General features: G+C 49.0%; 17 protein-coding genes. 9 read left to right on the top strand and 8 right to left on the bottom strand.

The window, feature by feature from the left end; genetic code table 11:
- The first annotated feature begins 129 nt into the window (after positions 1–129).
- Positions 130–2,349: a putative Ig domain-containing protein gene (locus HMPREF1254_RS06220; RefSeq protein WP_023057772.1), complete on the top strand. Its 2,220-nt coding sequence runs from the start codon at positions 130–132 to the stop codon at positions 2,347–2,349.
- 364 nt (positions 2,350–2,713) lie between these two features.
- Here HMPREF1254_RS06220 and HMPREF1254_RS06215 read toward each other — a convergent pair whose 3' ends face one another.
- The 7 genes from HMPREF1254_RS06215 to HMPREF1254_RS06185 form a co-directional block, all read right to left on the bottom strand.
- Positions 2,714–3,196: a DUF4252 domain-containing protein gene (locus HMPREF1254_RS06215; protein ID WP_023057798.1), complete on the bottom strand. Its 483-nt coding sequence runs from the start codon at positions 3,194–3,196 to the stop codon at positions 2,714–2,716.
- Positions 3,180–3,653 carry a hypothetical protein gene (locus tag HMPREF1254_RS06210; protein ID WP_023057802.1) on the bottom strand — a complete coding sequence of 158 codons (474 nt, stop codon included), beginning with the start codon at positions 3,651–3,653 and terminating at the stop codon, positions 3,180–3,182. Before HMPREF1254_RS06210 ends, HMPREF1254_RS06215 begins: the two co-directional genes overlap by 17 nt.
- Positions 3,640–4,152: an RNA polymerase sigma factor gene (locus HMPREF1254_RS06205; RefSeq protein ID WP_023057793.1), complete on the bottom strand. Its 513-nt coding sequence runs from the start codon at positions 4,150–4,152 to the stop codon at positions 3,640–3,642. The genes HMPREF1254_RS06210 and HMPREF1254_RS06205 overlap by 14 nt, the downstream gene beginning before the upstream one ends.
- A gap of 34 nt (positions 4,153–4,186) precedes the next feature.
- A complete protein-coding gene (locus tag HMPREF1254_RS06200) occupies positions 4,187–4,666 on the bottom strand; it encodes a DUF4252 domain-containing protein (RefSeq protein ID WP_023057767.1) in 480 nt (159 codons plus the stop codon).
- Positions 4,667–5,006: 340 nt separating this feature from the next.
- Complete coding sequence (locus tag HMPREF1254_RS06195; RefSeq protein WP_023057777.1) at positions 5,007–7,118, bottom strand: S46 family peptidase; 2,112 nt, start codon at positions 7,116–7,118, stop codon at positions 5,007–5,009.
- 15 nt (positions 7,119–7,133) lie between these two features.
- Entirely contained in the window at positions 7,134–8,627 is a 1,494-nt protein-coding gene (locus HMPREF1254_RS06190) for an oligosaccharide flippase family protein (protein ID WP_023057781.1), read from the bottom strand.
- Between the two features lie 112 nt (positions 8,628–8,739).
- Positions 8,740–9,972: a nucleoside recognition domain-containing protein gene (locus HMPREF1254_RS06185; protein WP_023057779.1), complete on the bottom strand. Its 1,233-nt coding sequence runs from the start codon at positions 9,970–9,972 to the stop codon at positions 8,740–8,742.
- A 187-nt stretch (positions 9,973–10,159) separates the two neighbouring features.
- Here HMPREF1254_RS06185 and HMPREF1254_RS06180 point away from each other — a divergent pair, with 187 nt between their 5' ends.
- From HMPREF1254_RS06180 to HMPREF1254_RS06145, 8 genes are all read left to right on the top strand, one after another.
- Positions 10,160–10,720 (top strand): NUDIX domain-containing protein, encoded by a 561-nt coding sequence (locus tag HMPREF1254_RS06180; protein WP_023057792.1) that lies wholly within the window; start codon positions 10,160–10,162, stop codon positions 10,718–10,720.
- Positions 10,721–10,746: 26 nt separating this feature from the next.
- The gene (locus HMPREF1254_RS06175) at positions 10,747–11,199 is read left to right on the top strand and encodes a DIP1984 family protein (RefSeq protein WP_023057791.1); all 453 of its coding nucleotides are present in this window, start codon (positions 10,747–10,749) and stop codon (positions 11,197–11,199) included.
- A 916-nt stretch (positions 11,200–12,115) separates the two neighbouring features.
- Entirely contained in the window at positions 12,116–13,936 is a 1,821-nt protein-coding gene (gene argS, locus HMPREF1254_RS06170; protein ID WP_036891136.1) for an arginine--tRNA ligase, read from the top strand.
- A gap of 172 nt (positions 13,937–14,108) precedes the next feature.
- A complete protein-coding gene (locus HMPREF1254_RS06165) occupies positions 14,109–14,972 on the top strand; it encodes a DUF559 domain-containing protein (protein WP_036891135.1) in 864 nt (287 codons plus the stop codon).
- 133 nt (positions 14,973–15,105) lie between these two features.
- Entirely contained in the window at positions 15,106–15,489 is a 384-nt protein-coding gene (locus tag HMPREF1254_RS06160; protein WP_231385818.1) for an AraC family transcriptional regulator, read from the top strand.
- Positions 15,490–15,907: 418 nt separating this feature from the next.
- A complete protein-coding gene (locus tag HMPREF1254_RS06155; protein WP_023057797.1) occupies positions 15,908–17,074 on the top strand; it encodes an acylneuraminate cytidylyltransferase in 1,167 nt (388 codons plus the stop codon).
- Positions 17,075–17,225: 151 nt separating this feature from the next.
- The gene (locus HMPREF1254_RS06150; protein ID WP_036879779.1) at positions 17,226–18,887 is read left to right on the top strand and encodes a putative transporter; all 1,662 of its coding nucleotides are present in this window, start codon (positions 17,226–17,228) and stop codon (positions 18,885–18,887) included.
- Positions 18,888–18,895: 8 nt separating this feature from the next.
- A complete protein-coding gene (locus HMPREF1254_RS06145; protein ID WP_051331292.1) occupies positions 18,896–20,779 on the top strand; it encodes an LTA synthase family protein in 1,884 nt (627 codons plus the stop codon).
- Positions 20,780–20,863: 84 nt separating this feature from the next.
- On the opposite strand, the gene HMPREF1254_RS06140 is transcribed toward HMPREF1254_RS06145, so the two are convergent.
- Positions 20,864–22,534, bottom strand: coding sequence for an RluA family pseudouridine synthase (locus HMPREF1254_RS06140; RefSeq protein WP_023057820.1), 1,671 nt, complete (start codon positions 22,532–22,534; stop codon positions 20,864–20,866).
- Positions 22,535–22,604 lie beyond the last annotated feature (70 nt).

Here is a 22,604-nt window from a genome sequence, read left to right as displayed (position 1 = left end):
AATAAATAGAAAGGAACGAAAAAATACGCCTTTATTTATCTTTTTTCTTCTTTTTCATGGCATGAGTTTATCTTGAAAGCGTTACCTTTGCATCAAAACCAAATGGAATAACCAAAAACAATATTTTACATGAGAAAAAAAATCTTAGCCATACTGCTGCTTTTCATGACCAGTATGACCTATGCGCAAGTACTTACTTTTGACAAAGCGAAGTTTAAGATGGGCGACAATCCCGAATGGAAGAATGCCGATTTCGACGACAGCAGCTGGAAAACCCTCAAAACTACCATGAAGTGGGGAGAGCAAGGACCCACCAAGACGAATACCTACGGATGGTATCGCTTCAAATTTATCTTGCCCCAATCGATGCTGGACAACTCTGATTTAAAACAAACCATCAATATCTACCTGGGCAAGATTGATGATGCCGATGAAGCGTTCTTCAATGGTGTGCGCATCGGTGGCACGGGAAGCCTACCCGATTCGCCACAAGGATACAAGGAAGCGTTCGACGTTGAGCGCGAATATAGCATCTCCGCTAAGCACAAAGCCGTGAAATGGGGACAAGAAAACGTCATTGCCGTGCGCGTATATAATGGCGGAGGAGACGGCGGCATGTACTTCCGTGCCCCAAAGCTGAGCGTTCCCAACAAAGTGGATGGGCTCAAAATCACCTTCGGCGAGACCCGGGTGAAAGGCAAAGACGTGTGTAAGATTCAGTTCAAGAACGTCTTCAATTTTGCACAGAAAGGATCCCTTCAAATCAATATGGTGAACCCCGAGACCGGAAAGGTGTTGAGTCAGCAACAACGCAAGGTCTCCCTGAAACCCAATGGGCAGTCTTCCATCGCTGTCTTTTATAACCCTCACAATTATGTCCGCATCCAGTGTGTTTACACAGATGCCAAAAGCAAAAAGAGCATCACACGCCACTATGCGCCCAAATACATTCTTACGCCCATCGCTCCAGCCACCCCTCGCATCAACAGTGCAGCGGTGATGGGTGTGCGCCCGGGTTCTCCAGTAATCTTCCGCATCCCTGCTTCCGGCGACAGACCCATGAAGTTCAGCGTGAAGAACCTACCAGCCGGCCTCTCCCTGAATGCCGAAAACGGTGTCATCAGCGGCAGTTTGAAAGAGAGAGGCGAATACAAGCTCACCTTGGTGGCCGAAAACAGCAAGGGAAAAGCTGAGAAAGACTTCAGCATCCACGTTGGTCATCAGATTGCTTTAACACCGCCTATGGGTTGGAACAGCTGGAACTGCTGGGGCACCAGCGTGTCACAAGAGAAAGTGATGGCATCTGCCAAGGCGCTCATCGACCGTGGATTGGCCGACTATGGCTATAATTACATCAACGTGGACGATGCCTGGGAGGCCGAGAAGCGCAACGCCGACGGAACCATTGCCGTGAACGAGAAGTTCCCGAACATGAAAGGACTGGGCGACTGGCTGCACGACAACGGACTGCGCTTTGGCATCTACTCCTCGCCAGGCGACCTCACATGCGGACATTACCTTGGCTCGCTCGACCATGAGGAGCAGGATGCGAAGACCTACAACGAGTGGGGTGTTGACTATCTCAAGTACGATTGGTGTGGTTACAGCAGCAAGTTTGATGCCGATGGCGACCTTTCCGTTGCCGCATACGTGCGCCCTTACCTGAAAATGCAGGAATACTTGCGCGCACAGCCACGCGACATTTTCTACAGTTTATGTCAATACGGCATGGCCGACGTGTGGAAATGGGGCCATGCGGTTGATGCCAATTCGTGGAGAACCACGGGCGATATCACCGATACATGGCAGTCGTTGTACTACATCGGATTTGTACGTCAGGCCGAACTCTATCCCTACGCCGGGCCAGGCCATTGGAACGATCCCGACATGCTGGTAGTAGGTAAGGTGGGATGGGGACCCAAACTCCACGACACACGCCTGACACCCGACGAGCAGTACACGCACATCTCGCTCTGGACCCTGCTGGCTGCCAACATGCTTATGGGCGGAGATCTCAGTCAGATGGACGACTTCACTTTCGGCTTGTTGTGCAACAACGAGGTAAACGCCATCAACCAAGACGCACTGGGCAAGCAAGCCAAGCGCGACGTGCTGGATGGTGACATCCAAATATGGCAACGTCCACTGGCCGACGGCTGTCATGCCATCGGTATCTTCAACGTAGGAAGCGAGGATGCGCGCGTGGATCTTTCCAAATATCTCGGCCAACTGGGCATTCAGCAGTTGCAGTCCGTGCGTGACCTGTGGCAGCAGAAAGACTTATCTACCACCGATACCAATTACTTTGTACCCACTCACGGCGTGAAATATATCAAGGTGAAATACTGATAGCTGGGCCTTTACACAGCAACACGATGGCCTGGAGGAGCGTGAAAGCATCACTACCCTCCAGGCCATTTATATTTATTAGAAACGTGATGAATTACACCCTTACATCATACCATCATCTTATCGTTTTTCAAACTCATTGACTTTGGACGTCAAACTCAATGGGTTTGGCAGCCAAAGTCAATGGGTTTGGCGTCCAAAGTCAATGCAATTGCAAAGCCTTAGCTAACAATATATTACGATCATGTATCAAGCTATGAATCCATGTGCAGCCAACTATCGCATCCATGCGCATCCTCCATCGCAAAAAGAAGGCTGGTTTGTCCATTCAAACCAGCCTTCTTCCGTATGACGCGCTCGTCACCTATCGGTCGTAGAGGTCTTTTATATCCTCTAATTTAATGTTCCCAATGAGGTGAATGAGCGACAGCTCGTCTTTCTCTTCATTAAGAAGAACAAACTCATTGTTGCCCTTTCCCACCACTTTCTGGTAGATGGTGGTACGCTCGTCGTCGTCTTTCACCCGCATAATCACTTCATAGCGGTTGTTGTCATAGTACGCTTGTGCCTGCTTCTTGATAGAAGGAATCAGCGATGGGCGTTCGCATTGCAGGATTTGCAAGCGCGACAGCCGGGAGGCCAGCTTGGCCAAATCCTTGTCGCCCACGTCGAGTTTGGGCATCAGCTTGAACATCGCGGGCGAGATGTACACGGTAGACACGCCCTTGGTGTTCTCAAACTGCTTGAACAAACGATCCTGTGCCGACAGCGACACACAGCCCCATACAAAGCAAATGGCCAGGGACAATGTTCTCAGCCATGCGGTCAAATCACTCTTGTGTAACATTTTCTACTTTATTTAAACCTTTGTTTATTGACTTGGAAAACATCATCAGGGCCTTCTGTGTTTCGGCATACGCATCCCTCGGGTCGTCGAATGTATCTTGCTGCACGGCATATTGTGCTTGCTTTTGCTGCCTGTCGACCAGAAGACCGATGGCAAACAGCAACAACAGGGAGGCCGCAATGCCAGCCATCCACCGCAGACCGACGGTGCGGGAACGCCGACTTGTCGTCTTCTCCACACGGTTCCAGCCGTCAATCTGACGAGACAACCGCTGCTCCAGACCGTCAATGGCCGGCATATTAGCGCCATACAACTGCCGAAAGAGCTGCTGGTCGGTCGCCCACTGCGGCGGAACGTCGTCCTGAAGGAAATAGTCTTTCAGCACTTGTTCCTCGCGCTCGTTGGTCTGTCCGTCATAGTAGCGGTCAAGGAGTTGCCTGATATTATCTGTATCCATTGTCTTTCATCTGTTTTAGTTGTTCTCTCATCTGCTTGCGGGCGCGGCTTAACAGTACCCTGATGTTTACCGCCGTGAGGCCCGTTTGTCGCTCTATCTCCCGATACGCCATCTCGCCGATGTCCCTCATCATCACGATTTGCCGTTGCTGCTCGGGCAGACGGTTGATGAGTTGCCACGCCATCTGCCTTTCTTCTGCCAGCTCTATCGCCCTGCCGGCATCGTCATCGTGGGGTATCTGCAATTCCTCTGGGGTATGATCCGTGGTTTGTGGACGCCGCTTACGCACCTGGTCATAGAACAAGTTCTTCACCGTGGTGACGCAGAAAGCCTCGGCCGAGTCGGTAATTTGCAGTCCATCGCGCTTGATCCACAGCTTTAGGAAAGCCTCCTGCACCAGGTCTTCGGCCGCCTGCGCATTGCCTGTGAGCCGCCAGGCCATGCGGTACATTTGTGCATGACATGGCAAGAAACACTGTTTAAATTGTGAGGCATCCATACAGCTGGTAAGGTTGAGTGGGTTGGGGAGCTACCTATTTTTTCTTTTTGTCAGCAACTATCTTTTGTATCTCTGAATTCTTGATGTTTCCCAAGATTTGGATTAATGCGGCATCGTCATTATCCGAGTCGACGATGACAAGTTCTTTAATTCCCGTTTTGTTCCTTTTCGCCAAGATTACGGTTTGCTCATCTGCTTCCTTTACCGTCATCAACTCCTCATACCCTGCTGTTTTCAGTTGCGTAACATCCTTGAAAAACTGTTGTTTAACAGCTTTTGAGCAATCCTCCATGTCCAAGACTTTGATACTGTCGATGTGCTTGAGGTACTTCGTATAGTCGTCGGCATCGCCGGTCTTTATTGCCTTGGCCAGCGTCATCATCATTTTTGGCACATGAACATATTCCGCCTTGGGCGAATGTTTGTACTTCCTCATCAAACGGTCTACCGACATTTGGGCCTGAACAGTCATGGTCATGAATGCCAATGCTGCAATCATCATCACTTTTTTCATACGTATTTAATTTTTAATGGATTATGTTGTGCTACTTCAAAAACACGCTATCATGGTGGTGTTCTATTTCATCAGACGTAGAAAATGCAGATTGTGTTACAAATATCAAGCACTTTTTTAGGATGATGAACCTTTCTTTGGAGTTAAGTGGCTGTCATATCACCCATGACGAACCATGAAAAAACAAGAAAAACTGTCTTCCTCGTTCAGGCAGTTTGCTGAGCAAGGAAAACAGTTTGTGTGAAGATAGGGTACAAGGCGAAATGAAACTTGCTCAGTCATCCGCTTCACGTTTCATTCTGTCCACGTGGCATGTCACCACTATCATATATGCAGCGCTTTACTGGGCGTTGATTTCTTTAAGCAAACGGTCAGCGTGTCCCCAACGATCCATCATCAGCAGCACATAACGGATGTCCACTCCGATGCAGCGAGCCAGGCGAGAATCGAAGTTGATGTCGCTCGAAAGACTGTCCCAGTTGCCGTCGAAAGCCAGTCCGATGAGCCGTCCTTGCCCGTCAAACATCGGACTTCCGCTGTTTCCACCCGTGATATCGTTGTTGGTGAGGAAGCAAAGTTGCATCTTACCCGTGTGCTTATCCTGGTATGGACCGAAGTCCTTGGCGCTAAGAATCTCTTTCATCACAGGTTCTGCCTGGTACTCGTACACTTTATCAGCCTGGTTCATTTTCTCCACCATGCTTTCTGCTGTAGTGTAATAGCCCGAAGGTTTACCGCCCAGCATGAAGCCTCCAACCTGTCCATAACTCAATCGCATGGTAAAGTTGGCATCCGAATAATGGGGCATGTCTTCCTCCATGCGCAACTTGGCGGCACAGAGATACTTCTCTTGTTGCGCAATACTGTCTTCGTACTGAGACTTATCAGCAGAAAGTTGCCCCATGATTTCCAGCAAATCAAGACTGTACACAACACCCGGGTCACGCTGATAGCTTTTCTTGTTGGCGTAGATTCGCTTGCCACTCTTCATCAAGAACGACTTTTTATACAGCTCATTGACATAGCGAGTGTAGTCGCCGCCGTACTTGTTGGTGATGGTTTGGTAGAATTTAGGTAGATATTTGGCCGACACCTTGTCTTTATAGTTCTTGAGCAGCGCAGCCATTACCTCCTTATCAAGTGCCTCATCCCACTCGTCGCTGTTGTCCTTGAAGAGGATGTACTGCTTCTTGGGATTGTTTTTGGGGCCAAGTATTTCCTTATTGTTCAACTGCAAGGCACGGGTAGTGAACTCGTTGGTGCGGCCGAATGTTTCGCGGAAGTACATATAAGCCTTCATGATATCGAGACGTTGGTTGTAAAGTCGGGCCATGGTATCAAAGTCGAGCTTGCCCTTCAGGTACCCCGTTTGCTGTTGCCATTGGCGTATTTTCTGCTCGTATTGCTGCTTTTGCTGGATAATGCCGATGGAGTCGATGCACTTATTCATACCGATGGAGTTCTTCCAATAATTAGCACTCTGCGCAAACTTCGAATCATACTTGATACGCACGCCCTCATCTGCCCGCATATGACGAGTCATAATGGCTTGCTTTACACCTCTCACCTGTGCTCGAGGTGTGTTCAAGGCATCTCTACGTTCACGAATACCATAGGATGAGAGGTAACGATTGGTAGACCCGGGATAACCAATCGTCATAGAATAATCCCCATCTTTATATCCTTGCAAACTAACAGGTGCCCAATATTTGGGTCGGTAGGGTACATTATCTTTAGAATATTCGGCTGGACCATTCGTCTTTTTATCAGCATAAATGCGGAACACGGAGAAGTCGCAGGTTTGCCGTGGCCACATCCAGTTATCGGTTTCGCCCCCGAATTTGCCCATCGACTTGGGTACGGCGAACACCAGTCGCAGATCGTTGAACTGCTGATAAGTGGTGGCATAGTAGGTGTTTCCCTCGTAAAAGGGGTCAATCTCTATGTGCAGTGTCTTGTCAATGCGCTTGATGGAGTCGCTCATGGCGTTCTGTAGCGAATCGAGTATCGCGTCTTGTCGCTCGGTGGTGAGATTGTCAAAGTCCATCATTCTCAGCTTGTCGGTAATGTCTTTCTGCTCAACCATGAAGCTCACGAACATGTCTTTGTTAGGTAGTTCCTCCTCATAGCTCTTGGCATAAAAGCCATTTTTCATGTAGTCGTGCTCCACAGTGGAGTGACTGCGGATGCCCTCGAAGCCACAATGGTGGTTGGTGAATACCAATCCGTTGGGCGAAACCACCACACCAGTACAATAACCAGAGAAGTTAACCACCGCATTCTTGATGGCCTGATCGCCATAGTACAGGTCGTTGTAAGGAACCTGAAAGCCCTGTGCCTGCATCTGTTCATACACAGCTTGCGGCAAATTGTACAAGGTCCACATGCCTTCGTCGGCTTTTGCCACGCTGGCAGCAAGCAGTCCGGCAAGGAGTAATGTTGATTTTTTCATATTATTGTGATTGATTTATTTTCTGAAATATTTGCCTATGATGGGCAATTGGCGCAATGGGAAGTCGAACTTGATGATGTAGGCCACAAACAACGCAATGAGCAGTGTGTTGACAACCAGTGCGCCAGCTGTAGTAAGTACGTCATTAAAGGCTGTCATGACAAAGAAACAAGCCGCTGCCAACGCCACATAGGTGAGGATGCTGCGCATGGGATAGCGGATGGGATACATCTTCTGTCCGACAATATACGACAGAATCATGGCCACGCCGTAGCCCGCAAAGCCAGCCCACGCACAGGCTATGTAGCCGTAATGGGGCACAAAGATGACGTTGATGGCAATGAGTACCGCACAACCAATGCCCGAGAAATACGCTCCCCAGATGGTCTTGTCGATGAGTTTGTACCAGAATGAGAGGTTGAAATAAACGCCCATCATGATTTCGGCGGCCATAACGATGGGCACCACATGCAGTCCTTCCCAGTAATCCTTACCGATGAGATAGCGCAAGATGTCCATATAGCCCACCACAACAAGGAAGGCCAGCAAGGTGAAAATGATGAAATATTTCATGGCCTTGGCGTAGGTTTCGCGATTGTCGCGTTCCTCGGCTTTGCCAAAGACGAAGGGTTCGTAGGCAAAGCGAAAGGCTTGTGTGATCATGGCCATAATCATGGCTATCTTACTGGCGGCCCCATAAATACCTAATTGGGCCAAGCTGTCGGCTCCTTGATAGATATGTGGAAACAATATCTTGTCGGCTGTCTGGTTCAGGATGCCCGCCAATCCCAGCACAAGGATGGGCCAACTGTACGAGATCATGCGCCTCATCAGCCTCTTGTCGAAGACATAGCTCACGCAGGTCAACTCTTTCCACAGCAAAGGCACGGTGAGCGCCGAGCAGGCCAGGTTGATGTAGAACGCATAGCCCACGCCAACGGACGGACTGTAGGCCATTCCCACCGCCTCTGGATGACGCTCATAGAGTGCTGGCAGCAAGAGATAGTAAACCAAGTTGAGCGAAATATTCAGAACAATAATGAATACTTTGAGAGATGCAAACTTGATAGGACGGTTCTTAAAACGAAGGTAATCGAACGGAATGCACAGGAACGAATCGATAGCCACCGTGAGTGCCATGACCCATATATACGAGCGATGGTCGGCATAGCCCATGAACGAGGCGATGGGTGACAAGAACATCAGCACCAACAGGAAGAAACTCAGTGCGCCGGAGCCAACAGCAATCAGCGTGGTAGAATAGACTTTGCGTGGATCCTCGCCCGACTTGTTGGCAAAACGGAAAAAGGTAGTTTCCAATCCGAATGTCAATATCACGAGTATCAATGCCGTCACGGCATACATGTTGGTCATGATGCCATACTCGCCGCTGGCCGATGCCAGCTTAATGGTGTACAGGGGAGTGAGCAGGTAGTTGAGAAAACGACCGACGATACTGCTCAGTCCATAAATGGCAGTATCCTTAACCAATGACTTTAGATTCGACATAGTTTATGAGTTTACAAGTAGACGAGTTGACAAGTTCACAAGTTGATAGTCCTACAACATCATGCAGCTAATCACTCCCCTCCCTTTCGGGGAGGGGCAGGGGGTGAGGCTTCTATCCAAAAAACATGTACGCGATGGCTATTGCCGCCACAACACCCGCCAAATCGGCCAGCAATCCGCACGCCACGGCATGACGTGTGTAGCGGATGTTGACACTACCGAAGTAGACGGCCAATATATAAAAGGTGGTGTCAGTGGATCCTTGGAAGATGCAACTCAAGCGACCAACGAACGAGTCGGCACCGTATGTAGTCATCGCATCAACCATCATGCCACGCGCACCACTACCCGAGAGCGGCTTCATGAGGGCCGTTGGCAAGGCACCCACAAACTGATTGTCACCTCCTACCGCTGACACGCACCATCCAATGCCGTCGACCAACATATCCATAGCACCCGATGCGCGGAACACACCGATGCCCACGAGGATGGCTACTAAATAAGGTATGATACGCACAGCCGTGGTAAACCCGTCTTTCGCCCCTTCGATAAAGGCGTCGTAGACATTCACTTTCTTGCGTAAGCCAGCGAAGATGAACAGCACGATGATGGTCATGAGCAGAATGTTGGCCACGCTGGTACTCACCACGTTCATCGTGTCCTTGCTCATCTGCCCGAATCCCCAGATGATGAGCGACACGATGACCGCCATCCCCCCAAGGGTCAGCACCATCACCTTGTTGAGCAGATTGATTTTCTGATAGATAGATGTGATGATAAGACCGGCAATGGTAGAGAAAAAAGTAGCCAACAGAATAGGGATGAAGATGTCGGTGGGCTGCGCAGCTCCCAGCTGTGAACGGTACACCATGATGCTCACGGGTATCAAGGTCAGTCCCGAGGTGTTGAGAACCAAGAACATAATCATCGGATTGGTGGCCGTGTCCTTCCTCGTATTCAGCTCCTGAAGCTGTTCCATCGCCTTCAATCCCAGCGGCGTGGCGGCATTGTCAAGCCCCAACATGTTGGCCGCCATGTTCATAAAGATAGAACCTGTGACCGGATGTCCCTTCGGTATGTCGGGAAACACCTTAGAGAATACGGGTGAAAGCATACGAGCCAAGACGTTGATGACGCCTCCCCGCTCGCCTATCTTCATGATACCGAGCCACAAAGAAAGCACGCCCGTAAGCCCCAGCGATATCTCGAAAGCCGTCTTAGACGAGTCAAACGTAGAATTCATCATGGCCGGAAACACCTCCATGTCACCCATGAAAACCATCCTCGCCAAAGCGATGACAAAGGCAAGGATGAAAAATGAAACCCAAATATAGTTCAATACCATTCGGTGCAAAATTATATAAAAATGGCGGTTCACCCAAGTAAACGGATGTTTTTTACCAGCAATACACAATATGCAGGGGCAAATCAACGTCCTTTCTCGATTTTCATCAAAACAGACTTTTAATTCAAATATTTTGTTTAAATTTGTATTTGGAGAGTATCCAACAAGATAAGAATGATTAACTATGATGCATTTATTGGAAAAATTCAAGTTCTGCCCAGTGTGTGGAAGCCAACACTTCGTGGAAAATAACGAGAAGAGCAAACGATGTGAGAACTGTGACTTTGTGTATTTCATGAACCCAAGTGCCGCCAACGTGGCCTTTATCCTCAACGAACGTGGCGAATTGTTGGTTGAGAAGCGGCGCAACGAACCAGGCAAAGGAACGCTGGACCTTCCCGGTGGATTCACCGATGCAAACGAAACGGGCGAAGAAGCCATCATCAGGGAGGTGAAAGAGGAAACGAATTTGCAGGTAAACCGTGCGGAATATGTGTTCAGTTTGCCCAATAAGTACCGCTACAGCGGACTGGATATCCCTACACTCGACATGTTTTTCCGTTGCGAAGTGAGCGACACATCCTGTCTGAAAGCTGGTGACGATGCCGATGCAGCCTTGTGGTTGCCACTAAATGAGATCCGCACCGAGCAGTTCGGACTGCGTTCTATCCGCCAAGGTTTGCGCATTTTCCTCGAAAGAGCCAGCGAAATGGGTTGGACGAACGTAGGCAAGAAACCAAACAAATGAACAAAAATCAATAAAAATATATCATCATGAAACTGGCAGAAGCATTAAGTTTGAGAAAAGATTTGCAGAAGAAGATTGACCAATTGAGCAGTCGACTGACGCAAAACGTGAAAATCCAGGAGGGCGACGAGCCTGCTGAACAGCCGGAAGAGCTGCTCAAAGTGCTGGACGAATGCTTAAAACAGCTCGAGGAACTGATTCTGAAAATCAACATCACCAACCTGAAGACAGAGCGCAATGGACGCACCCTGACCGCCATGATGGCCGAACGCGACGTGCTGACCAAACGCATTGGCATTCTCAGAGAGGCTTTTAACGCTGCGACTCAGACTCAAGACCGCTATTCGCGCACTGAGATTAAATACGTTTCAACAATCGACATCAAGGCACTGAACAAGCAGATTGACCATTTTTCGCAGGAGTTGCGCAAGCTGGACATGCAAATTCAGGCCACCAACTTTGAGGTAGACTTGGTATAAAGTCGCACTGACGACAAACGCAACCCGCGGGTTGCGCAATCACATTTTATGGACGTAGTCTCGCAATACAGGGCGAGTTGAAAAAGAAAAGTATGATCACTTGCGCTGTTCGGAACCAACAGCATGATTCTGTTATGAATCAAGTCACGGTGCAGGTTCAGCACATCAGCATACGAATGCACGGCGTAAAGAGCACGTAGCACGACCGTCAACTGACTGTATTCTTTGAGATGAGGGTGGGATGTGGGATTTTTTACATGCGTAGGGCTACCGACGCTCTACTTTGTTAACAAACCTTTCGTTTGTTAAACCAATTCATTTTCCTTGACAAAACAAAATCGGAAAATAGACAAAATGGGGAGATTTTGAAGGTATTCAAAGTCTTAAACTCAGCCTCTTGTACCCTATTCACATGCAACAAATGGGCAATATGCATGCTTTTGCCCTCCAAACTGTATGCTTTAACCACTCAATTTGCATGCTTTAACCGCCCAATTTGCATCATATTGAAGGGCTTTTTACCCCAAATACATTGCTTTTTAATTTCCGCTTAGGATTAAAATACTTATAAGTCGTTACTAATCAAATCAATAACAAAATCCTTTCATAATGAGCTTATTGACGACATACGAACAAGTTGGTTGAAAAAGCGCCCAGCATTTGTGTTAAAAACACGCTGCGAGAGCAAACATTTCACGGAAGAACGTTGCGTTTGATCTACAAACAAAAAGCGCCTTTGTTCGATGAAAGCGCCATGTGTAAGACGTAAAAATACCGAAAAGACAATGCTTATTGTGAATTAAAATCGTACCTTTGCAGCGCAACGGCTTCATGTATCCACTCAAACAAACATTGCTTGAACACATGTTTGCATGAACGTTGCCTACAGATCAAAGAATTTTATCTTTTAATTAGCATGAAAATTGAGAACCAAATAGCCAGTTCTGTCATTGCTTCAGTGAAAGAACTCTACGGACAAGATGTACCCATGTCGATGGTACAACTACAAAAAACAAAGAGTAACTTTGAAGGAAACCTCACCTTAGTGGTGTTTCCCTTCCTGAAAATATCACGCCAGAAACCCGAAGACACGGCGCAAGCCATCGGCGAGTTGCTGGTGAGAGATTGTTCGGCCGTAGCTGGTTTCAACGTCGTGAAGGGCTTCTTGAACCTCAACATCGCCAAAGAGGCATGGGTGGGATTGCTCAATGACATGCATGCGGATGAGAAATTCGGAGAGAAACCCGTCACAGACCAATCGCCCTTGGTGATGATAGAGTATTCATCGCCTAACACCAACAAGCCACTTCACTTGGGTCATGTGCGCAACAACTTGTTAGGATGGTCGTTGGCGCAAATCATGGAGGCCAATGGCAACAAGGTGGTGAAGACCAACATCGTGAACGACAGGGGCATTCATATTTGCAAATCAATGCTCGCTTGGCTGAAATGGGGCAACGGAGAAACACCCGAATCGAGCGGAAAGAAAGGCGATCACCTCATCGGAGATTACTATGTGGCGTTTGACAAGCACTACAGAGCCGAGGTGGCAGAGCTGAAAAACAAGTTCATGACAGACGAGGGACTGGACGAAGAGGCCGCCGAAAACAAGGCGAAAGAAGAGGCTCCGCTGATGAAAGAGGCGCGCCAAATGCTTGTGAAGTGGGAACAGGGCGATGAAGAGGTACGCGCTTTGTGGCAAAAAATGAACAACTGGGTTTACGCCGGCTTTGATGAAACGTACAAGACGTTGGGCGTGAGCTTTGACAAGATATATTATGAATCAGATACTTACCTCGAGGGAAAGGCTAAGGTAGAAGAAGGACTGGAGAAAGGTCTTTTCTTCCGAAAGGATGACAACAGCGTATGGGCAGACCTGACACAAGAGGGTTTGGACCAAAAGCTGTTGCTTCGTTCTGACGGCACCAGCGTGTACATGACGCAAGACATTGGCACGGCTGACATGCGGTTCAAGGATTTCCCCATCGACAAGATGATATATGTGGTCGGCAACGAACAGAATTATCATTTTCAGGTACTTTCCATCTTGCTCGACCGCTTGGGATTCAACTGGGGTAAGGAGTTGGTACACTTCTCATACGGCATGGTTGAATTGCCAAACGGTAAGATGAAGAGCCGCGAAGGCACGGTGGTGGATGCCGATGAGTTGATAGCAACCATGATAGACGATGCCCGCAAGACCAGTGACGAGCTGGGTAAGTTCAAGGATATGAGCGAGGAAGAAAAGCGTGAGATTGCCCGCGTGGTTGGATTGGGCGCACTGAAATACTTCATCTTGAAGGTAGATGCGCGCAAAAACATGCTGTTCAATCCCGAAGAGTCTATCGACTTCAATGGCAACACGGGGCCGTTCATCCAATATACTTACGCTCGCATCCGTTCCATCATGCGCAAAGCGGTTGCAGAAGGCATGGAACTGCCCGCACAACTGCCCACCGATGCGCCACTGAACGACAAGGAAATTGCATTGATTCAGAAGATGAACGACTTTGGTGCGGTGATAGAACAAGCTGCGACGGATTACAGTCCGAGCGGCATTGCCAACTATTGCTACGAGTTGACCAAAGACTTCAACCAGTTCTACCACGACTACAGCATACTGAACGCCGACACGCAAGAGGAGAAACTCACCCGGTTGGTGCTGGCCAACAACGTGGCAAAGATTATCAAGAACGGCATGCTGCTGCTTGGTATTGAGGTTCCTGAGAGGATGTAGGGAAGCCCCTCCCCGCCCTCCCCAGTAGGGGAGGGAGAAGGAAATCACCTTGTTTGCCCATCTTCCTGACAGATGTTGTTTGCTCAACGCTTGCGAGCTGATGTCGACAATCCACCTTATTTTATATAGAGGGAGATTCATTTTCGGCTTGAATGTAAGTTGACCGTATGATATGAAACGGAAACACGAAACGGCAGATTGTGCGAATTATGAGTTATTGAAAGCATTTGCAAAGAGAAGTAGAACGCATTCAACTCAGGCAGAAAGCATGTTGTGGGAGGCATTACGTGGAAATCAATTAGGATGTAAGTTCAGACGACAACATATCATCGGCAACTATATTGCTGATTTTGCCTGCATTCGTTTCAAACTGGTGGTTGAAATAGATGGTGGTTATCATCGACAAGGCAATCAACCACTCATGGATGCCGAACGTACAGCTGATTTAAAAAGTCGTGGTTTTACCGTTTTACGTTTCACAAACGAACAGGTGCTTCACCGTCTTTCATCCGTCATCACTCAAATACTTAAATCTTTAGACCACATGGCTCAAGCAGAACAGACAGAAAACACTTCACAAGAAACCAACTTAGTTACGCCGTTAGCTTCTTCCCCCCTATCGGGGGGACAGAGGGGGGCATCGGCATGGGCGGTAGATGCGGCATGTTCGGGCAATCCGGGGCCTATGGAATATCGGGGAATTGACTTGGCGACAGGAGCGGAAATCTTTCACTTTGGGCCCGTACATGGCACCAATAACGTAGGAGAGTTCTTGGCTATCGTGCATGCGTTGGCCTTGTTATGGAAAAAGGGCGACACGCAAAAAACCATTTATTCGGACAGTTACAACGCCATTTTGTGGGTGAAGAAGAAGCAATGTAAAACAAAGTTGAAGCGAACACCACAAACAGAGCAACTCTATCAGATTATCTCGCGCGCCGAACAATGGCTGAAAACGCACGCTTATCGCAATCCTATCATCAAATGGGAGACAGCCGAATGGGGCGAAATTCCCGCTGATTTCGGCAGAAAGTAAATCCATTTACACCCTACTTTTTATCCCTTGCACACATGAAGTTGTGCGGAATCCATGTCCACATGCGGCACATGACATAAAAAACCGTTGGTGAATAGAATGACGTCCTCATTCTATTCGCCAACGGTTTTACATGAGTGGGGTACCTTTATCACCCCACTTGTTTAACATTCCTTCATTCTATGGGGTGGATTTGTCGTTCCAGGACACCATCATTGAGATGTCGCACACCTATCCTTCTATAGACGAAATGGCAGAAAAGGTGTGCATGAGTCGCCCCACATTTATACGTCACTTCAAGCGACGCTTTGGCGGAACGCCCAAGGTTTGGGTCAGCAAGGTGAAAGGCGAGGCACTGTTCAAGGCGCTGCTCAACACCAGCGACACCATGGAGCAGATAGCCAACCAGTTCAAGTTCTCCTCTGTACAGCGTCTTTCCACATTCTGTAAGGAGACACTTGGCGGCACACCAGGCGAAATAAGAAACGGTGTAGTAAAGCCCGAACAGGCCCTATGATGCCGGTCTGCGCAACATATCGTAACATACTGTCACCGAACGTCTTACAAACTCATTGACTTTGGCTGCCAAACTCATTGAGTTTGACGTCCAATGTCTATGGGTTTGGTGTCCAAAGTCAATGCTCTTGAAGTGCATGTGCCATCCTCTTTGTCCAAACAGGTTGATTCTTGCCTATTCAACTCCCATTGTAATCGCACGCAATAAAAAAACATGCCGTTTCATTCCGTCAATGAGTGATTATTTTATATATTTGCAGACAAAGCCTTGCAGCATGAAGGCTTACAAGCAGAAAACTGCACATGGAGGCCTCGAATGATGAAGATGCCGTTGGCCGATGAACTCAACAGGGAACTGTGTGGATTGTTCTGGAGATCAAAACGTGCAGTGCGACAAACTTTAAAAGAATCAAGTTAAGATGGTCATAGCATTCATTCCAGTGCGGGGTGACAGCAAGTCAATTCCCGAGAAGAACATCAAGTCCTTTTGTGGAAAGCCCCTTGTTTGTTGGAGCATTGAGGCTTTGGAGGCTTGCCGCGAGGTGGACAAGGTGATAGTGGCCACCGATTCGGACGAGATAGAGCGGATCGTGGCTTCCCGCTCGTATCAGAAGACCGAGATTTATCGCCACTCAGCCGAGAATACCAGTGACACCATCTCTGCCGAAAGCGTGATGCTGGCTTACATCCATGCCGCCAATCCAGCACCCAACACATGCTTCATGTTGGTGCAGCCCATGTCGCCCATGACGCAAACGAAACATTTCAGTGAGGCCTTGGCGCTGTACCAGACTGCCCAATACGACTCCATTCTCTCCTGTGTGCGCAATTACAGATTCTTTTGGAACACCGATGGTACCAGCATGAACTACGACTACACACAGCGTCCGCACCGACAAAACTTCGAAGGAACGCTCATGGAGAACGGCGCAATCTATATAAATAAGGTGGAAAACATCCTGTCATCGGGCAACAGGCTAAGTGGTCACATCGGAATCTATGAGATGCCGGCCTACACGGGCATGGAGATTGAAGATTCAGACGATTGGACGTTCATGGAACATCTTATGCGAAAGCATGTTTTGAACCATGCGACGGACATCCCGAAGAAATCCGTAAAGCTCTTCTTGTGCGACGTTGACGGCACGCTGACCGATGGCGGAATGTATTATGCAGAAAGCGGTGACGAGCTGAAGAAGTTCAATACGCGCGACGGCATGGGGCTACAACTCTTGCAAGCGCAAGGCGTCAAGGTGGGCATCATTACCTCTGAAAACACCAAACTGGTAGAGAACAGAGCTAAAAAGCTGAAGGTCGATTTTCTCGTTCAGGGCAAGCGACATGGGGGAAAACTTGAGGCGGCACAGGAAATTTGCGACCAGATGGGCATCACGTTGTGCGACGTGGCTTACATCGGCGATGACGTCAACTGCCAACAACTGCTGAGTGCCGTCGGAATTTGCGCCTGTCCTGCCGATGCGATGCGGCCTATCAAGGAAATTCCGGGCATCATCATCATGCAGAAGGCTGGCGGCGAGGGGTGCGTGCGTGAGTTTATTGACCAGTATCTGCTGGGCAGTAAGTAAAATGAAGCCTTGCACACCCTCACCAGTCAACAATTGACATCAATTGTTTTGCTGGTTATTTTATTTACAGTACCTTTGCCCACCCATAGCAAACTATTTGATAAATAGATACATAACACCTATGTTTGATGTATCATAAAGGTTGATAACGTTGGATTGGATTAACGCCCTTTTTACAATTCCGTCTCCAGTACAGGCGGTGATGGTCATCTCTCTGATCATCGCAGCTGGCATGGCATTGAGCAAAATCAAGTTCATGGGAGTTTCTCTTGGTGTTTCGTTTGTATTCTTTATCGGAATCATTGCCGGAAACATGGGGCTTTCCGTCGATTCAGCAGCGCTCAGCTATGCCGAAACCTTTGGTTTGGTCTTGTTCGTATACACCCTTGGATTGTACGTCGGGCCCAACTTTTTCGGTGCTTTCCGGCACGAGGGAACCAGCTTTAACCTATGGGGGCTTGCCGTCGTCGTTTTGGGAACGGTGCTGGCGGTAGCGCTGTGTCCGTTGACAGGCATCTCCCTCTCCACGATGGTGGGCTTGTTGTGCGGTGCCACCACCAACACACCGGCACTCGGTGCGGCCCAACAAGCATTGGAACACATGAGCCTCCCAACCGGCGGTGTGGCCCTGGCTACTGCCGTGACCTATCCGATGGGTGTCGTTGGGGTGATATTGGGCATTCTGATTATGCGCAAGTTCTTTGTCAAGCCTGAAGATTTGGTGCCCAAATCTCCTGTGGACGAAGACCAGACGTTTGTGTGTCAGTTTCTCATTGTCAATCCTGCCATTGAAGGTCGAACCATCGGTGAGCTGGCCATGAGTACGCCTTTGAGGTTCATCATCTCACGCGTTTGGCGACAGGACGAAGTATTGGTGCCGGTTGCCTCAACACAACTGCACACGGGTGACAACCTCATGGTGGTGACTAACCCTGATGATGTGTCGGGCTTGGAGATTCTTTTCGGCCAAAGAGTAGAACGCGATTGGAACAAAGGGGAGATAGACTGGAATCAAATCGACCGCAAGGTAGAGTCGCGTGTCATCGTATTAACCCGTACAGCCCTCAATGGTAAGCTATTGGGAAGAATCCACTTGCGCGAAAGTTTTGGTGTCAATGTCAGCCGTATCATTCGTGGTGATGTCAAATTGCTGGCCACCAAAGACCTCAGGTTGCAGTATGGTGACCGCCTGACGGTTGTTGGTGAGCCGAAAAGAGTTGACAGTGCCGAGCATTTCTTGGGCAATTCGGTCAAGACACTCAACGAACCGAACGTTGGAAGTATCTTCTTTGGCATGATCTTAGGACTGGCCTTGGGCGCCATCCCCATCAGTTTCCCCGGCATGGACTCGCCCATTCGACTGGGAATTGCCGGCGGTCCCATCATCATGGGCATCCTCGTAGGGGCGTTGGGACCACACATGCACTTCATTTCGTACACCACACGCTCGGCCTCTCTCATGCTCCGCAGGTTGGGGTTGGCAATGTATCTGGCCTGTTTGGGGCTTGATGCGGGCAAAGATTTCTTCAGTACGGTGTTCCGTCCTGAAGGATTGCTGTGGGTAGGCATTGGTGCATTGCTCACTATCGTACCCGTTCTAATCGTGGGCTGCATAGCTTTGCGAACCAAGAAACTTGACTACGGAACCATTTGTGGCATTCTTTGCGGAGCCATGGCCAACCCGATGGCACTGTCGTATGCCAACGACACCATCGAAGGGGATACACCCAGCATCAGCTATGCCACGGTTTATCCCATCGGAATGTTCATCCGGGTAATCATAGCCCAAATATTAATCATGTTCTTTGTGTGACGAAAGTGATGAAAACTCGTTTTAAGTATTTCTTTCTAACCTACGTTTTCTTTGTCCTGATTTTTATCATTCAGAAACCTCTGTTCATGCTTTACCACCAGCCTTTGTTCAAAGAGGCAACGTGGAAAGATTGGTTTTTGGTGCCTTACCATGGTCTGCCGTTGGATTTTTCGTTGGCCGGCTACCTCACTATCATCCCTGGATTGTTGTTGATTTGCACCATCTGGTCGCGCAAACGTTTGTGGAGACGACTGGCAAAGGCCTATTTTGCCGTCATTGCCATCGTCTTGTCGGCCGTCTTTGTCATCGACCTGGGGCTCTATCGGTATTGGGGATTCCGATTAGATGCCACGCCTTTGTTCTATTTCTGCTCCTCTCCGGGGGACGCATTGGCCAGTGCCAGCGCATGGGAACTCGTCGGTGGCATCGTGACTTTGCTGCTTATCACCGTCCTCCTCTATGCGCTGTTTTATTTGTTGCTAAGGAATGACGTGCTCGAAAAGAAGCTCTTGCCCCTCAACCGGCCCTTCTTTACCCTGCTTTTCGTGCTGCTTTGGGCGGCCTTGTTCATTCCTATCCGTGGAGGATTCAAGGCATCGACCATGAATATAGGCAAAGTATATTTCAGTGAGAACATGCGTTTGAACCACGCTGCGACCAATCCACTATTCAGTCTGCTTGCTTCATTGCTCAGACAAGAAAACTTTAAGCAGCAATATCGCTTCATGAAGGATGACGAAGCCAACAAGTTAGTGGCACAGATGTACGACCAGGACGTTGTACATCGGTCTTATCAGGCACCCCAACAATGGATATTGACTACCGATCGGCCCAACATTCTGTTCATGGTGATGGAGAGTTTCTCCTCCAAACTCATGGCATCACTGGGCGGAGAACGCAATGTGGCGGTCAATCTGGATAGACTTTCGGCCGAAGGATTGCTATTCCGCCACTTCTATGCCACGAGTTTTCGAACCGACAGAGGACTTGTTTCCATCCTCAGCGGATTCCCTTCGCTGCCCACCAACAGCATCATGAAGATGCCAAAGGTGTCTCAAGGCTTGCCTTCCATTGCCGCAAGTTTACGCAAGGTGGGCTATACGGCCGATTATTATTATGGTGGCGATGCCGATTTTACCAACATGCGGTCGTACTTGAAGGGTACAGGATTTGAGACGATTGTGTGTGATGAAGACTTTCCCGTGTCGGACAGGCTCAGCAAATGGGGAGTGCCCGACCATCTGTTGTTCGAGAAAGTGCTCTCGAACTTGCGGCAAAACAAGCGTCAAAAACCGTGGTTCAAGGTGGTACAGACGTCGAGCAGCCACGAACCCTTCGATGTTCCTTACCACCGTTTGAATGACAAAATACTCAATGCATTTGCTTATACCGACAGTTGCGTGGGTCACTTTGTGGACGAATTGAAGAAACTACCGCTGTGGAAGAACACACTTGTAGTACTGGTTCCCGACCATTTGGGCTGTTATCCCCAGGACATTGACAACCTATCCGTAGAGCGTTATCAAATTCCGCTCATCTTCTTGGGTGGTGCACTCAAAGGGCCTGGCACGGTAGACATCCATGGTTCGCAGACTGACATTGCCGCCACGCTGTTGGGACAGATGGGAATTGCGCATCACGAGTTTACCTATAGCAAAGATATGTTCAATCCGGCATCCCCTCATTTTGCGTTCTTCACGTTCCCGGATGCCTTTGGTTTGGTGGATGAAGACAACCAGGTGGTCTTCAATAACGAGTCGAAGAAGGTTGTTCTGGACCGGGGTAAGCGATCTGGGAAGAATCTCAAGCGAGGACAAGCCTACCTGCAAAAGATTTATGACACCATCGATCGGTTGGCAACAGAGCCTGTGAAAGAGGGCAACAGGCATTGAGTTCGCAGAGAATAGCCTTTCACGTCACCCGCGACATGGGCTGTTTCAGTTGGCAAAAACAAATGGTTTGCTGTCTGAAGCAGCCTATTTTATGTTGTTAAAGCAATCGGGTATGGGTGCATTCAGCGTCATGTGCTTGCTCGAGGTGGGATGAATAAAGGTGATGGAAGCAGCATGTAGGTAGAGCCTATCAGCCTGATGGCCGTAAAGTTCATCGCCCAGGATGGGACAATTCAGTCCCTCTTGATGGGCACAGTGCATGCGCAACTGATGCGTACGGCCTGTCATGGGCGAAAGAGCGAGCAGCGTTTTTCCCTGATGTACTGACAACACGCGGTAGAAAGTGATGGCCGGTTTGCCATGAACGCGGTCGACTATTTGTCGTGGACGGTCGAGTAAGTCGGGGCGAAGCGGCAGGTTAATGGAACCATCTTTCTGTGTTACCTCGCCATCCAGTACGGCTATGTATTCCTTTTGGATGGTGTGAGCCTTGAATTGGGCTTGCAAATGATGGTAAACCTTCATGTTCTTGGCCACAATGAGCAGTCCTGACGTTGCCATGTCCAAACGATGTACGGCATGCAAAGGCATGTCTTGAGGCATTATCTCCCGCAAGATTGACAGGACAGAGGAACGACTTGATCGTCCCGGAACGGACAACAATCCGGCTGGTTTGTTCACAACAACGAGGTCATCATCCTCATATACCACATGAAGCTGCATGGGTTCAGCATCATCTGGATATTCATCGTCCACCTCAAGACCTTGCAACATGAAACGAAGAATGGGCAGACATTTGCCTCGACAGGCTGGATAACATTCGCCATGGTGCCGTATGGTGGCCTTCGGTGAGGCTCCCCACCAGAACTCAGCCATGGTGATGGGCTTGTAATGGTGCTGATAAGCGTACTGCAACAGCTTGGGAGCGCAGCACTCTCCCGCCCCCGCAGGCGGAATATGTTGTGGCGTTTCAGCGAAAATATCCAAGAGATTGCGCTGCTCACCCCGTGCGTTGAGCATCACGAAATGAGTAAACAACCACCGTTGCAGTGCGTCTGACTGCTGCTTGCGCTGGTCTTTCAGTCGCCTAATACGCTCATCATACTGCGCCAACTCGGCTCGTTTGTCAGCCAAGACAGTCGCCCAACGGTGCTTGAGGCGGCGCAGTTCGGCCTTCATGAACTGACTTTCCCGAATGAGTTCGGCCTCTTTTTCTACCGAAAGTGAGGAAGTTTGCCGCAGATAATCACGATTCCGTTTGGCCTCTTTCATGCGGTTTTGAAACGCTGCAAGTGCTTGTTGTGCCTCTTCTTCCAAGCATTTAAGCTCATGTTTCAGCGTCAAATAGCCAGCATCCGTTTCCTCTTGCTCTACCAGTGCATTGATAAGCGTGATTTGTTCTTCATGTTTTTTGAAATAACCCTGCGGCTGTAGGTAATCGAACACGGCGGGAACGAAGCCCGACCAATCGCTCTTGCCCTCAATTTGTCCTGAATAAGCCGCCAAAAAACCCAGCTGTTGCTGCTGATTTTCAACCACCAAAACCCCGAACATCTTCCCTTTTGCCACCTCTTCCTGCCACGTTTGCATGCCCTGAATGTACGCTTGGACGTGCTTCATGGCCAACAAAGCCAAAGGATGGGGCTGATAATGAAAGGGATTGTTCAGCCTCAACGGTCGCTCCACGTCCGTGTTCAACGGGTGAAAACACGAGGTTGTGAAGGATGAGGGATGCGACTGGGGAAGATTGGGCATACTACTTGATTTGAAAACATGCGCTAAGGGGCTAGCATGATACACGCCATGCTCCCAATAAGGGGCAGAG

The sequence above is a fragment of the Prevotella sp. BV3P1 genome, assembly GCF_000479005.1.
Lineage (GTDB): Bacteria > Bacteroidota > Bacteroidia > Bacteroidales > Bacteroidaceae > Prevotella.
This window is presented reverse-complemented; position numbering and strand designations above follow the sequence as displayed.

What these genes read in the sequence shown, in the direction of transcription:
- HMPREF1254_RS06220 (WP_023057772.1), top strand. Translation starts at nt 130, where the DNA reads ATGAGAAAAAAAATCTTAGCCATACTGCTGCTTTTCATGACCAGTATG.
- HMPREF1254_RS06215 (WP_023057798.1), bottom strand. Translation starts at nt 3,196, where the DNA reads ATGTTACACAAGAGTGATTTGACCGCATGGCTGAGAACATTGTCCCTG.
- HMPREF1254_RS06210 (WP_023057802.1), bottom strand. Translation starts at nt 3,653, where the DNA reads ATGGATACAGATAATATCAGGCAACTCCTTGACCGCTACTATGACGGA.
- HMPREF1254_RS06205 (WP_023057793.1), bottom strand. Translation starts at nt 4,152, where the DNA reads ATGGATGCCTCACAATTTAAACAGTGTTTCTTGCCATGTCATGCACAA.
- HMPREF1254_RS06200 (WP_023057767.1), bottom strand. Translation starts at nt 4,666, where the DNA reads ATGAAAAAAGTGATGATGATTGCAGCATTGGCATTCATGACCATGACT.
- HMPREF1254_RS06195 (WP_023057777.1), bottom strand. Translation starts at nt 7,118, where the DNA reads ATGAAAAAATCAACATTACTCCTTGCCGGACTGCTTGCTGCCAGCGTG.
- HMPREF1254_RS06190 (WP_023057781.1), bottom strand. Translation starts at nt 8,627, where the DNA reads ATGTCGAATCTAAAGTCATTGGTTAAGGATACTGCCATTTATGGACTG.
- HMPREF1254_RS06185 (WP_023057779.1), bottom strand. Translation starts at nt 9,972, where the DNA reads ATGGTATTGAACTATATTTGGGTTTCATTTTTCATCCTTGCCTTTGTC.
- HMPREF1254_RS06180 (WP_023057792.1), top strand. Translation starts at nt 10,160, where the DNA reads ATGCATTTATTGGAAAAATTCAAGTTCTGCCCAGTGTGTGGAAGCCAA.
- HMPREF1254_RS06175 (WP_023057791.1), top strand. Translation starts at nt 10,747, where the DNA reads ATGAAACTGGCAGAAGCATTAAGTTTGAGAAAAGATTTGCAGAAGAAG.
- argS (WP_036891136.1), top strand. Translation starts at nt 12,116, where the DNA reads ATGAAAATTGAGAACCAAATAGCCAGTTCTGTCATTGCTTCAGTGAAA.
- HMPREF1254_RS06165 (WP_036891135.1), top strand. Translation starts at nt 14,109, where the DNA reads ATGAAACGGAAACACGAAACGGCAGATTGTGCGAATTATGAGTTATTG.
- HMPREF1254_RS06160 (WP_231385818.1), top strand. Translation starts at nt 15,106, where the DNA reads ATGAGTGGGGTACCTTTATCACCCCACTTGTTTAACATTCCTTCATTC.
- HMPREF1254_RS06155 (WP_023057797.1), top strand. Translation starts at nt 15,908, where the DNA reads ATGGTCATAGCATTCATTCCAGTGCGGGGTGACAGCAAGTCAATTCCC.
- HMPREF1254_RS06145 (WP_051331292.1), top strand. Translation starts at nt 18,896, where the DNA reads ATGAAAACTCGTTTTAAGTATTTCTTTCTAACCTACGTTTTCTTTGTC.
- HMPREF1254_RS06140 (WP_023057820.1), bottom strand. Translation starts at nt 22,534, where the DNA reads ATGCCCAATCTTCCCCAGTCGCATCCCTCATCCTTCACAACCTCGTGT.